Annotated in this window: 7 protein-coding genes; 5 read left to right on the top strand and 2 right to left on the bottom strand. The window is 40.2% G+C overall.

Features of this window, described 5'->3' with window-relative positions; translation table 11 throughout:
- Both ffh and pbpC read right to left on the bottom strand, forming a co-directional pair.
- Window positions 1-1,325 (bottom strand): signal recognition particle protein (gene ffh / locus HWQ37_RS22310; RefSeq protein ID WP_292750947.1); only part of this gene is annotated, 1,325 nt, incomplete at its 3' end.
- A 684-nt stretch (window positions 1,326-2,009) separates the two neighbouring features.
- Entirely contained in the window at window positions 2,010-4,367 is a 2,358-nt protein-coding gene (gene pbpC / locus HWQ37_RS22305) for a penicillin-binding protein 1C (protein ID WP_292750945.1), read from the bottom strand.
- A gap of 617 nt (window positions 4,368-4,984) precedes the next feature.
- Between pbpC and HWQ37_RS22300 the strand changes: the two genes are divergently transcribed.
- The 5 genes from HWQ37_RS22300 (at window position 4,985) to HWQ37_RS22280 (ending at window position 14,676) form a co-directional block, all read left to right on the top strand.
- On the top strand, window positions 4,985-10,654 hold the full coding sequence (locus HWQ37_RS22300) for an alpha-2-macroglobulin family protein (RefSeq protein WP_292750943.1): 5,670 nt from the start codon (window positions 4,985-4,987) through the stop codon (window positions 10,652-10,654).
- A 66-nt stretch (window positions 10,655-10,720) separates the two neighbouring features.
- A complete protein-coding gene (locus HWQ37_RS22295; RefSeq protein ID WP_292750942.1) occupies window positions 10,721-10,957 on the top strand; it encodes a type II toxin-antitoxin system Phd/YefM family antitoxin in 237 nt (78 codons plus the stop codon).
- Window positions 10,958-11,084: 127 nt separating this feature from the next.
- The gene (locus HWQ37_RS22290; protein WP_292750948.1) at window positions 11,085-11,339 is read left to right on the top strand and encodes a type II toxin-antitoxin system VapC family toxin; all 255 of its coding nucleotides are present in this window, start codon (window positions 11,085-11,087) and stop codon (window positions 11,337-11,339) included.
- Between the two features lie 915 nt (window positions 11,340-12,254).
- A complete protein-coding gene (locus HWQ37_RS22285) occupies window positions 12,255-12,968 on the top strand; it encodes a hypothetical protein (protein WP_292750941.1) in 714 nt (237 codons plus the stop codon).
- A 67-nt stretch (window positions 12,969-13,035) separates the two neighbouring features.
- Entirely contained in the window at window positions 13,036-14,676 is a 1,641-nt protein-coding gene (locus HWQ37_RS22280; protein ID WP_292750940.1) for a tryptophan halogenase family protein, read from the top strand.

Genomic DNA, 14,676 nt, shown 5'->3' with positions numbered 1-14,676 from the left:
CCGAACATTCCCGGCATTCCAGGGAAGCCACCTTGACCCATTTGCTGCATGAGCGATCGCATTTTTTGGAAATCACCCACCAGTTTAGTTACATCGGACTCTCTATAACCGGAGCCACCAGCAATCCGCCGCCGCCGACTGGGAGAACTGGCTAATAAATCGGGGTCATGGCGTTCTTGGCGAGTCATGGAGTTAATCATCGCCTCACAACGCTTTAACTGGGTTTCTCCCTGTTTGAGTTGATCGTCTGAAAGCTTGTTCATCCCTGGAATCATCTTGATTAAGCCTCCCAGAGAACCCATGTTCTTCAGCATCCGCAACTGCTTAAGAAAGTCAGTAAAGTCAAACTTTGCTGACAAAATTTTCTCCTGCATCTTCTCAGCGTCTGCTAAGTCAAACTCTTCTTGAGCTTTTTCTACCAGGGTTAGCACATCACCCATACCCAAAATCCGCGATGCCATGCGATCGGGATAAAAGGGTTGCAGTGCCTCGACTTTCTCACCCACACCCACAAATTTAATCGGCGCTCCCGAAATCTTTCGCACCGAAAGCGCCGCACCACCACGGCTATCACCATCCATTTTGGTGAGAATCGCCCCAGTAATTCCGATTTGCTCATGAAAAGTGCGGGTAAGATTAGCTGCCTCTTGACCAGTCATCGCATCCACCACCAACAGAGTTTCATGTGGTTGGACAGTTGCTTTGATCCGGGCTAATTCCGCCATCATATCTTCGTCAATTTGCAGACGGCCAGCAGTATCAATAATTACTGTGTTTACACCTTCTGCCCTAGCGCGTTCTACACCTTGTCGGGCGATTTCTACTGGATCGGCATCGCTTCCTAATTCAAATACTGGTACGTCAATTTGCTTACCCAATGTTAATAGCTGGTCGATCGCGGCTGGGCGATATACGTCTGTCGCCACCAACAAACAGCTACGCTCTAATTTTCTCAGATGTAAGGCTAACTTGGCGGTAGCTGTGGTTTTCCCAGTACCTTGCAACCCAGCCATCAGAATAATAGTCGGCTGTTCTGTGGCTTCTGCGATCGGAACATTTTCATCTCCCATCACCTGCACCAGTTCATCGTGAACAATTTTGATGAACTGTTGGTCAGGTCGCACGCCGGTAATCACCTCGGCTCCCTGTGCTTTGGCTTCGACTTCGCTAATAAAATCTTTGACTACCTGGAGATTCACATCTGCTTCCAACAAGGCGCGGCGCACTTCGCGCAATGCATCTTGAATGTTGGATTGAGAAATTTTGTCCTGTCCCCGCAGTTTTTTCCAGGCGGATTCTAAACGGTCAGATAATGCATCAAACATAATGTAATTACAGGTATTTCGCCAATGGAAAATTCTAAACCGCCGATGAATGCGATTCTAAATTTCCGCTAAAGTTTTAACGTGCTATTTACCAGCTTAGTATTTTTCACCGCGACTGTAGCAACCAGATACCAACCTTTAAAGAAGATTCAGCTTAAAGTACAGTCAGAATAAGAATAGCTATTATACAGCGAGAACCTACATCACATATCGCTATGACTAGCAACACACTGCTTCAACCCACAAAAATCATCCACCTATCGGGTATCAGTTGGCAAACATACGAAAACTTGATTTGTGAAAATGTGTGGTGTCCAGATCCCCGACTTCTCGAAGGACACTGCTGGCGATTCAGGGATATCACCCCTCACACCCACGATTTTATAGGGTTTACGACGCAATATTAATAATGCGATCGCCTTCCAAAAGCCTTGTTTTATCGTTCAATCGAGGGGTCTTACCCCCTATTCGCCAGCAGCATCCTTCGAGAAGTCGGGGATCTAATTTTTCACAAACAATTTAGGATTGCGATATTCTATTTTGTGGTCATACATTTGACATCATTTTGCAATGGCTTTGTCAACATGATATGCAATAGTTAGCTCATCAAACTGTTTAACAGAATAAGGCAGGTAAGTCCTGCCTTCTCTAATCCATGCCCTCCGGCTAGCAAGCGTTCATTGCCTATGGGCGATTCCCTTTTACCTGAGAATTACTAATAGAAAATCCTCGACGTGTGGGTTTAATATTAGCTAACTCTACCTGAAAACTTACCTTGTCGCTCATTTCCCTACTTCTTGCTTCCAAAGTCCACTTACCAGGATGCAAATTCCAAAATAAAGAATTAGCTGAGTTTGTATCTAACTTTTCACCATTTAACCACCACTCCACAGGCGCAGATTTATTTCCCGCTAACTTAAATTCGAGTTTTTGCTTTGCTTCTTCACCTGGATACACTAAGAATAAATCGCCATGATGCGGAGATAAAATTCTCAAATTAGTAGAAGTAAAATTTGATTGCTGTTGTTTCGCCAACCATTCATCATACTCTGGTGGCAAATTAAATTTATTTTCACCTTCGTAATTACTTTTATCTTCAGGATAGAAATATTCCTGAACTACTGAGGTACAATCTGGTGTTGGTCGTAACCCCGAAATTGCACAAATAGGTAATTGCACTAAACCTTCTGGAGATGGAAAACCTGCTGGTTCTTGATGTTCGTGCAGATGCAACATAATTCGATTCCATAAAGGTGCAGCCCCTGTCACACCTGAAACCTGTCGCATTGGTTCACCGTTGAAATTGCCTACCCAAGTAGCGACGGTGTAATCTGTGGTAAAGCCAACTGTCCAAGTATCCCGAAAATTGGAAGAAGTGCCAGTTTTAACAGCAGCCGGAAAGGGTAAATGTAACACCGAGTCTACCCCAAATGCTGTTGCACGAGCATGGCTGTCACTAAGTATGTTGGTGATTAATTGCCATATTGTCGTCGAATTTTGGTTTACTGATTTGGGACTTTGACTTTTCTCAGTCGTAGGATTTGGAATTGGGGAATCGGAAAATGTGCTGACTATTGGGGTAGCATCTCCAAGTCGTGCTATGGTCAGATAAGCACGGGCTAATTCCCAAAGACTAACTTCGCCACTACCTAAAGTTAAACCCAAACCATAATGTTCTGGGGTTTGATTTAGGTGTTCAAATCCGAGTTGATGCAGTCGTTCTAAGAAAGTTTCCACGCCGACTTTTTCTAACACCCTGACTGCGGGTACATTTAAAGAATTTGCTAAAGCGATTCGCACCCGCACAGGGCCAAGAAATCTTTCGGTGTAATCTGTGGGGCTATAAAGTTTCGCGCCGGGAATTGCATAATGGGCGGGTACATCTGCCAAAATGGTATTTGGGCGAATTAAACCTTTTTCTAAAGCTAATTCATAGACAAAAGGCTTGAGGGTAGAACCTGGTTGACGTAATGCTTGCACTCCATCATTGCGTCCTAGTTTGGCTTGATTAAAGTAATCAGGTGAACCAACATAAGCCAAAACTTCACCAGTGCGGTTATCAATTACCAATGCAGCTGCATCATGGACATTGTTGGCGGCGAGAGAAGAAATTACCTGCTGTACCTGTGCTTCGACAAACTGCTGTAAAGGGCGATTTATAGTTGTGCGAATCGGGGAATTTTGTTCTGTTTGTGTCTTATCAAACTGATTGGCTAACCAAAATAAAAAGTGTGGTGCGGCGATAATTCCCCCTTGGCGAGATTGAAACACAACTTTTTCAGTATGTGTTCGGGCTGCGTAGCTTGCCGCCGTAGGCATCGCTCCACTAATATACTTTTCCTGTATCATTCGATTCAGGACGTATTTTTGTCGCTGCTTCAGCCGTTCCCAATGTTCGTAAGGATTGAAGTATGTGGGATTATTGGGAATAGCAGCCAACAAACTAGCTTGAGCAAGATTCAACTCACTCGCTGGGATGGAAAAATAAGTCCGTGCGGCTGCTTCCACACCATATATATTCCCTCCCATTGGCAAGCGATTGATATATGCAGCCAGAATTTCATCTTTGTTCATCCCGGCTGCTAACCGCCAAGATAGCCAAATTTCACTCAGTTTACCAGAGAAGCTACGAGGGACAGGATCTAACATCCGCGCCAACTGCATAGTAATTGTGGAAGCGCCGGAAACAATTCGTTTTGTATGGATGGCTTCTTTGCTGGCGCGGATAACAGCTTTCATATCCAATGCCCCATGATGATAAAAACTGCCATCTTCGGCGGCTAAAATCGCCTGGATAAACTGGGGCGAAACCTGATTTAGTGGTACTACTGATGTATGCTCTTGGTCACGGGTGAGCAATGTTCCTAATGGTAAACCATTGCGATCGCTAAATTGCATTGCCAACTGATTTTGGGCAATATCTGCGGCACGAACTGGCGCAAAATAAGGGAGTAAGCGTATAATCAGGCAGATTAGCAGCACAGCCAGGATAACTTTGCTAGTGTGCTTAAGTTGGAGTAGCGATCGTAAAATTAGTTTCATCAGGGAATCCCCTGTCCAAGAAAACCTACCTTAATCTTGACGCAGCGATTACATCTACATCAGTAAATATTTCAAATCCTTAATAATTCATTTGTCATAACTTAGCAGAGATAAATTAATGTTTGCGAAATTTAAATACTTCTTTATAGTTCAATACGCTTGGGTTAGCGCCAAAAACTCTCTGAAACTCTTATTACTTTGTGTCCTTTGCGCCCTTTGTGGTTTGTTTTTTCTTAATTTTGGGTAAGTCTTGTCCTTAACCCAAGCGTATTGCTTTATGGTTAAGAATTGTAGTAATTTTTGGAACAATTACACTAGATTAGTTATTTATGTAAATAAACATACGTTACATCCCAAAACTTGTGTAAAAATAACTAGTATTAGTCTTGGCATTGTCCACTCTATGAGAGAATGCAAATTCTTATTTGCTATAGTTTGTAAATTTTTTATTTTTAATTACTAGAAAGATGATGATCAGAGTTTTACTGCGTTTCCAGCATAAAATAACCTATCGCGTTCTTCGCATTCTTGGCGGTTCATTAAAAAAAATTCGCCGTTCTTCAAGGCGGAAGAGAACAATAATACAGTTTCTTCTTATATTTACATTTACACTAGCGATGACGGGGTGTAATTTTTTTAGTATCAACTCAACTAAAGAACAACTCCCAGCAGTATCCCCACTCACCCCACCAAAATTACCAGACTGGATTGAACAAATTAGTCCCATTGGAGATGCAAAACCCCTCAACCAAATCCGCATCCGTTTTAAAGAAGCTTTAATCCCAGTTGAAACTCTTGATAGTCCAGAACAGCAAAAAATATTAGAAAAATTTGTCCTTTGGCCGCCTTTACCCGGTCAATTTCGTTTTTTAACACCGCGCATGGTGGGATTTCAAGCTGATAAAGCATTACCAATAGCGACAAGATTTCAAGTCACTCTCAAAGCAGGATTAGCCGATTTAAAAAATCATCGCCTAGACAAAGATTTACCTTGGACTTTCAACACCGAATCTATCAACCTGACTAATTTACCCGGTGTTAATCCTATTGAAAAAGCTGAAATTGAGCCAATTGATTTACAACAGAACTTACAATTTACTTCCAATGTTGAATTGGATTTAGCTTCTGTACAAGAACATTTACAGTTAATTCCCGAAGGTAAAAATAAAGGTACTAGTTTTAAAGTTGAATTAAACAAAGAAGAAAAACCAGTAAAAAATGAAGAAGACCCTTTAGAAAAATTTGATCCTTCAGCACGCAATTGGATTTATAACCTCATCCCCCAACAAAATCTCGAAAAAGCAACCAATTATCGCCTGGTATTTTCTCCAGGCATACGTCCAGCTTATGGCAATCTAACTACAGCAAAAGAATTTGTTAGTAAGTTAGTAACTTATTCGCCTTTGGCATTTCAGCAAATTAACTTTTACGGACAGCCAGATTCAGGGGGAACATTTGGAAGATTTCTTAAAGGTAGTCCCCAGCTAGAATTTAATAACGTTTTATTAGCAGATTCAGCTAAAGAGAATATTACCATTAATCCAGCACCAAAAGCTATTTCGAGAATTATTCAAATAAACGAGCAAGATAAAATTATTGGCATCAATCCTTATGCGCTAGAACCAGCCAAGAGTTATACAATTACTATTGGCGAAAATCTCAAAGATAAGTTTGGGCAGACTTTGGGTAAACCTATCACCCTTAAATATGATACTGGAGATTTAGCCGGGGATATCTGGGTGCCATCAGATTTGAATATTTTCCCCACAGATAAAGATTTACAGCTAAATATTAGTACGGGAAATTTGCCAGAATCCAAATATAAGGCAGCTTATCGAGTAGTTAAGCCGACAGATTTAGTTTATTTTAATAATGGTAGTGATTTATTACCACAACCTTCTGATTGGCAAAGCTTTCAGGTTTCGGGTAAGAAAAATCAATCAGTTGATATTGCTGTTCCTCTGCGGGAAAAACTAAGTGCAGCGACGGGGATGTTAGCTTACGGAGTGCAAGCCCGCACTAATAAATATCAGGATAATGGTAAAGAACTGTGGCGTGAACCTACGACTTATGGCTTAGTTGAATTGACGAATTTGGGCGTATTTACTCAGTGGTTTCCTGAGTCAGGTTTAATTCACGTCAATCATCTTACAGATGGTTCGCCAGTTAAAGCGGCTGCTATAGAAATTTATCAATCAAAATTACAAGCAAAATCTCGCCCCGAAGCAGTATCTTGTGCAACGGGTAAAACTGATGAAAATGGAATTTTTAGAATTGTTAATCAAGGATTACAGCAATGTTATTCTGGGAATGAAAGCTCTAGTAAATCACCACAGTTATTAGTAATTGCCCGTGAAAATCAAGATTGGGCATTCGCTAGAACGGAAGAATATAGCGGTGTTTATGGATATGGGATTGATGCAGGTTGGCAAGATGCTAAACCAGAATCACGCGGGGTAATTTTCTCCGATAGACAGTTGTATCAACCAGGTGAAAAAGCTTGGTTGACTGGTTTCGCGGACTTCTTACAAAATGGTGCAATTCAGCAAGATAAAAATGCTGTTTACCAATTAACTCTGGCAAATCCCGATGGACAAAAGACTAGCTTAGGTACGCAAACTACAAACGAATTTGGTACGTTTTCTCTAGAATTACCAATCAAAGCTACTCAGCGCTTAGGCTACTATACAATCCAGGCTAAGGGTAAGAATGGACAAGAAATTTCTGGAGAATTTCGGGTAGCTGAGTTTAAACCACCGAATTTTAAAGTCGAACTCAACTTAGATAAAGAATTCGCATACATTGACGAGAAAGTTAATATTAATGCCACAAGCAATTATTTGTTTGGTGCGCCTGTAGAAGGTGGAGAAGCAAAATATTTTATTACTCGCCAACAGGCTAATTTTGTCCCTAAAGGTTGGGACGAATTTACTTTTGGTCGTCAATGGTTTTGGCCAGAGGAAAGCCCTACTATATCTAGTGATGTATTGCAAAGTAATGCCCAGCTAGATGCTAATGGTAAAAGTAGTCAAACTGTGAATGTGGCAAATGATTTACCATATCCCATGACTTATCAAGTAGATGTGCAAGTTGCAGATGTTTCTAATCTGTCTGTAGCGAATTCCAAAACTTTTACAGCCTTACCAAGTAATCGCCTTATCGGAGTAAAAAGTAATTTCATCGCTGATGCGGGTAAAGCTTTTTCCATTGAAGTAATTGTGACTGACCCTACAGGAAAACCAATAACAGGTCAACGAGTACATCTGGAATTACAACAGATAAAATACAGCAGCGTTACACAATTAGTTGAAGGTAGCCGAACTCCAAAAAATCAAGTTGAATATAAAACAGTCGGACAAGCAGAAATTACATCTGCTAGTAATCCCCAATCGGTAAGTTTGACAGCACCTGAATCTGCTTCATACCGGATTAGAGTTAATTTTAGCGATGCCAAAAACGAATTAAGTGCCACAGATTTACAAATTTGGGCAACTGGAGGAAATTCTGTATTTTGGGGTTCTAAAGAAAAAGATGTCTTAGAAGTTAAATTAGATAAAAAAGAGTTTAAACCAGGCGACACTGCTACTGCACTAATTCAATCTCCTTATCCAGATGCAGAATTGTATTTTGCTGTGATTAAAGACAAACCCCTTTATCAGCAAATTATCAAAGTTCAGGGAGGCGCACCACAAATTCAGTTTCAAGTTACGCCAGAAATGCTGCCAAATGCAGCTATTGAAGCTGTCTTAGTCAGACAAGGTAAACCCATAAGCCAGGTAGAAGCGGGAAGTTTAGATAACTTGGTGAAGATTGGTTTTACACCTTTTAAAGTTAACTTACAAGATAAGTATTTAAAACTGCAAGTTAAGCCAGTGCAAGCATCATTAGAACCTGGTGCAGAGGAAACGGTACAACTAGAACTAAAAGACAATCAAGGAAATCCCACCAAAGGACAGTTTACAGTCATGGTGGTAAATGAAGCGGTGTTACAACTTTCTGGTTATCGTCCACCAGATTTGGTGGATACAGTTTATGCAGAACAGCTAATATCTACCCGCTTTAACGATAATCGTGCGGATGTAATATTACAAGCACAAGATGTAGCTAAACCCAAAGGTTGGGGTTATGGCGGTGGTTTCTCAACTGGTGCAGCAAATACTCGCACTCGCACTGATTTTCAAGCTTTAGCTTACTACAACGGTTCTGTTCTCAGCGATGCAAATGGGAATGCACAGATAACCTTTAAATTACCGGATGACTTAACTACATGGCGGGTGATGGCTGTGGCCACCGATGGAAATCTGCGTTTCGGCAATGGGGACGCGACGTTTATCACCACCAAGCCACTGCTAACTAATGCTATTTTGCCACAATTTGCCCGTCCAGGCGATCGCATCCTCGCTGGTTTATCTGTAACTAACAACACCGGGAATACAGGAAATCTCTCAATAAATGGCGAACTTAGCGGTACGGTGAAGTTTGCTGACAAAAACCCCACAACTAATTCTTTGCAAACCAAAGCTGAATCCGCAACTCACGCTTATCGCTTTCCCATGCTAGCGGATAGTGTGGGAACTGGTAAAGTTCGGTTTACCACTCAGCTAAATGGTACAGCCGCAGATGCTTTTGAAGTACCTTTGGAAATTAAGCCAATTGAAATTACTGAACAAGTCGTTGAAACTGGTGTCACTGATAAACAGGTGAAGATTCCCCTGAATGTCGATAAAAATACCTTCCCTGATGCGGGAGGTTTAGATATTCAGTTGGCGAGTACTTTGATAACGGAGATTCAAGCACCAGCCAAGCAGGTTTTAGAAGATGATGATTTACCGTTTACAGAACCGGCGGCGAGTCAATTAATCATTGCGGCTAATCTGCAAACTATTGCCCAAAAATATGGTCAGAAATTTACAGAATTTAATCCTAGCCAACAGGCAAATCAAGCAATTGAAAAATTACAAAAACTCCAAATAGCCGATGGTGGTTTTGCTGCTTTCCCCGGACAAGAAAAATCTGACCCTTGGGTTTCTTCCTATACGGGTGAATCTTTAGCTAAAGCTAGTCAGGTGTTTCCTAATTTAGTCGATTCTGCAATGGTGTCTCGCCTGAAAGCTTATTTGCAAAAAGTTCTGGCGAATCCTGGAGAATACGATTTTTGCAAACAACAACTGTGCAAAAGACAACTGCAACTTAATGCTTTAATCGCACTGGCACAAATTGGGGAAAAGCGCAATACCTTTCTTGGAGATATTTATGAACAACGCAATAACTTTGATTTAGTAACTCAAATTAAACTAGTGCGATACTTATCTCAATTCCCAGAATGGCAAGACGAATCTCAACAATTAGTGAATAAGCTGCAACAGAATATCTATGAAACTGGTCGCACAGCAGTTGTAAGTCTACCAACTAGCTGGGGATGGATGAGTTCATCTACTGCGACGCAGGCGGAAGCTTTACGCTTATTTATTGCCAAACAAAGTAAACCCGAAGTTATAGATAAGTTATTCCAAAGTCTTCTGGCATTACGACGGGATGGCACATGGCAAACTAACTATAATAATGCTCAAGCTTTAACAGCTTTGGTAGAATATAGCCAACTGCAACCCACACCACCTAATTTTGTTGCTACTGTGCAATTAGCTGGTAATAAGTTAGGAGAAAATCGCTTTGAAGGCTATCAAAATCCTAGTTTACAGCTAAATGTGCCGATGAATAAATTACCTCGTGGTCGTAATGATTTAACGCTGCAAAAATCAGGTAATGGCACTTTGCACTATCTGGTTGCTTATAATTATCGCTTGCAGGGAAATCAACCTGGTAGATTTAATGGTCTACGCATAACACGAGAAATTAGTCAAGTAAATGAAGAGAAAGTTTTACAAAAAACAGGTCTTTATGCTTTCGATAAACCCTTGACTTTAGCCTCTGGACAGGTGTTTGATATTGGTTTAGAGATCATCACCGATCATCCTGTGGATCATGTGGTGATAAAAGATCCGTTACCATCGGGTTTTGAGCCGGTGGATGCAAGTTTTCAAACTACCACAGCTGCATTACAAGCAAAAGCCGATAGCTGGGAACTTGGGTTTAAGAATGTGTACCGCGATCGCATTATCGCCTATTCTGACCATCTGGAACCAGGAGTTTATAGCCTCCATTACTTAGTCCGTTCTGTGACTCCTGGGACATTTTCTTGGCCTGGTGCGGAAGTACATTTGCAATATGCACCAGAAGAATTTGGGCGTACTGCTGAATCTACATTGATATTAGAGGAGCATTCGTGAGGATTTATAGGTTAGTTGTCTGCTCCTCTGTAGAATAGAAATCAATAATACAGGAGAAGCTTTGCTATGACTACAAACATTAATATTCAAGAAGCAGAAGTTGCTTTTTCTGAACTTTTGAATCGGGTGAGTCGGGGCGAAGAAATTACAATTACTCAAGACGGAATAGCAATTGCCCGTTTAGTACCTGTTAATCAAAATCCTCCCCAGCGAATACCAGGAAGTGCTAAAGGATTAATCACAATTTCTCCAGATTTTGATGCCCCTTTACCTGATGATATACTAGCTAGCTTTGAAGGATGAGATTACTTTTTGACACCCATACTTTTCTTTGGTGGATCACTGATAATTCTCGTTTATCATCTATGGTTAAGGCAACTATCAGCATCGCAACAATGAGTTATTTTTCAGTGCAGCTAGTGCTTGGGAAATAGCCACTAAAGCCCAGCTAGGTAAGTTACTTTTGCCAAAAAATCCAGAGCAGTTTATTTCTGAGCAATTGTTGATTAATTCTATTGAAGGCTTACCAATACATATAAGTCACGCTGTTAGAGTTTATCATCTCCCAATTCATCATAAAGATCCATTTGACCGCATACTGGTTGCCCAAAGCCAACTAGAAAATCTATCCATTATGACTCTAGATCCTTTAATTTCCCAGTACGATGTAAATGTTATTTGGTAGGTAATACAGTATTTTTTTATGAAGCAATGCCTATGCAATACTATAACATCAAGAAAAAAGCGATCGCAACCTATAACCAGGAGTTTATAGCCGACATTACTTAGTATATTCTATTACTCCTGGTACATTTTCTTGGTCTGATGCCCAAGTACATTTGCAATATTGGACTAGAAGAATTTGGGCGTATTGCTAAGTTTACAGTGGCACTAGAGAATACTAGGTAATTATTGATACTATTTTTAGCTGTAACAAATCTAAAAACCTTTGCAAGTATATACGAGTCTGCTTTCAAATTTTAGCTACGTTAGAACGCTTAACTAACCGATTTGGTTTTTCTGGGCAAGGAAACGCTCATATTAAGACCATTTCTTAACAAGCATACCTAAGTAAAATTTACATTTATTACATAGCAATACTGGAATTCAAGTAAAAAAATAACAGTAAATTAGCTGGTTACAATTTAGCGTTAGCCTCAATAGGATATAACGTAATACAGTTTAGATAAGCCTAAAACTCCGATCTAGAAAGGCGATTTATCACGTCTTCAAAGAGCAATTATCCTTAACTAAACCGTATTGCAATATCACAAGTTACGCATTATTTGCTATTCAAATAGTGGGTTTTGAGGGGAGCATCTCAGTTTTGCAAATACACCTTAAATCGACCCCCCTTAGTCCCCCCGATGCTTTGGGGGGAAACAAGATTTATGCTCCCTCTCCTTACTAAGGAGAGGGTTGGGGTGAGGTTTAAAGAGCTTTCTACACTCATTGAGATGCTCCCGATTTTGAGCTAGTGAATATCAAACAAATTTTGGGAATTTAACAACCAAAGGTGGGGCAGATTATCCTTTCTACAACAAAGTAGAAAAATTATTTTTGCTCTAATATTCAACATTGAGAATCGGTACCATTAAAAATGCAACAAATACTAGCATTGATTGAACAAAAAAAACAAGAATATGCTCAACTTCCCTTGTTTAATTTTATGCAAAACAAAAGTATAAATCCCAAACAGAGGTTAGCTTGGGCACCATGCGCCGCCCACTTTATCATGAATTTTGGAGAACTGAATAAGTATTTTTTGCGAGTAGAACCAACAAACGATCCCATTCAGGCACTAATTAACAAGCATACTTATGAAGATGACCATCATTGGCTGTGGTTTTTGGAAGATTTGAAGAACCTAGAACTTGACAAATCATTGAAATTTAGTGACGCATTAAAATTTCTTTGGAGTGAAGAAACTAAGAATGCTCGCTGGTTAAACTATCAGCTATATCGATATACTTCAAACGCTACTCCTATTCAGAAACTCATAATTATTGAAGTTATCGAGGCGACGGGAAACATAATGTTTTCAACGGCGGCAGAGGTTGGTAAAGAGATTAAAGCCATTACCCAAAAGCCATGCCGATATTTTGCCGATTTTCATCTGAATGTTGAAACTGGTCACATAACAGGTACATCTGGAATAGAGCAATTTTTACAAGATATTCAACTATCAGAAGAAGCTCGACAAGAAGCTTTGGAATTGGTTGAGAACTTATTTACAGTTTTCACAGAATTTACAAGTGACCTTTTAATATATGCTGAAACCCATCAAACCGAGCCAGAATTGAAAGCTGCATAAATTCTCAAACAAGCTTTTTCTAATTGACTTCCTTACTTGATTTTAGACTTAAAGAGGAACTCTTGATATGTCACAGAATGTACAAAATATCGTAATTGTTGGTGGTGGATCGTCAGGTTGGATGACAGCAGCTTATTTAAGTAAAGCACTAGATAAAAATATTAATATTACTCTAGTGGAATCATCTAACATCACCAAAATTGGAGTTGGAGAAGCAACTTTTAGTACCATCAAAGTATTCTTTGATTTTCTTGGACTACAAGAATATGAATGGATGCCAAAATGTAATGCCACATATAAGATGGCAATTAAGTTTGTCAACTGGAATGAGAAGGGGCAACACTTCTACCATCCTTTCCAGAGATATGAGGTAATTGACGGCTTTGATATCTCGGAATGGTGGCTGAAAATGAAGAAAGACCAAGAAGCATTCGATTATGCTTGCTTTCTAATTCCCTGGCTGTGCGATCGCCAACTTTCACCGAGATATTTAGATGGTAAAGTCTTTGATCGCAAAGTTCAAAATGAATTTTCTCAAGAGCATATTGCCAAGAAAAATATTCTGGATAAGTTAAAAGTTCAGTACCCCTATGCCTATCATTTTGATGCGAATCTACTCGCAAGATTCATGAAAGATTATGCAATGGAAAGGGGAGTGAAGCAAATTGTTGATGATGTGGTGGATATTAAGTTAACTGAGGATGGGAGCATAGATAGTCTCATAACCAAAGAGCATAGTATTCTCAGTGGCGACCTTTTCATTGACTGTACTGGTTTCCGTGGTCTTTTGATTAACCAAGCGCTTGGTGAGCCATTCATTTCTTATTCAGAGTCACTATTGTGCGATCGCGCGATCGCTATGCAAATACCAACCGATATCAAAAAAGATGGTATCAACCCTTACACCACCTCAACTGCACTTTCGTCTGGTTGGGTCTGGAATATACCTTTATATGGCAGAAATGGTACTGGGTATGTTTATTCGAGTGCATTCATTTCTGCTGAGGATGCAGAACAGGAATTTCGCCAGCATTTGGGAGTTGCTGCTGATAATCGTCAAGCCTCTCATATCAAGATGCGGATTGGCCGGAACAGAAACTCATGGGTGAAAAACTGTGTAGCAATTGGTCTTTCCAGTGGATTTGTGGAACCACTAGAATCTACTGGTATTTTCTTTATTCAACATGGAATTGAAGAGTTAGTTAACCACTTTCCCAATAAATCTTTCAATCAAGAGCTAATTCACAGCTATAACAAAGTTATCGCTGACTGCATAGATGGTGTGCGAGAATTTTTGACACTGCATTACTATGCTAGCGATCGCACCGACACAGAATTCTGGAGAGCAACTAAGAACAATATCAAAGTCTCAGAAGAACTACAGGAAAAATTAAGGTTATGGAAAAATAGACTGCCAAGCAATAAGACTATCAACCCGAAATACCACGGCTTCGAGTCTTACTCTTATTCGGTAATGTTGCTGGGGCTAAATTATCTGCCTGAACGCAGTCTTCCCATTTTAGAACATATCGGCGATCGCAATGCTGAGGCTGCATTTATGGAAATTAGGGAAAGAGCCAATTACCTAACTTCAACCTTACCATCTCAGTATGAATATTTAACTCATGTCATGAAGTCACAAGAACACTCAGAGTATCTGAGCGTGGTTAGCGATCGCTCATATCAGATTCCGACACTAATTTCATAA

Origin of the sequence: Nostoc sp. NMS4 (assembly GCF_017115095.1) — a bacterium.
In the GTDB taxonomy this organism is placed as follows: Bacteria; Cyanobacteriota; Cyanobacteriia; order Cyanobacteriales; family Nostocaceae; genus Nostoc.
This window is presented reverse-complemented; position numbering and strand designations above follow the sequence as displayed.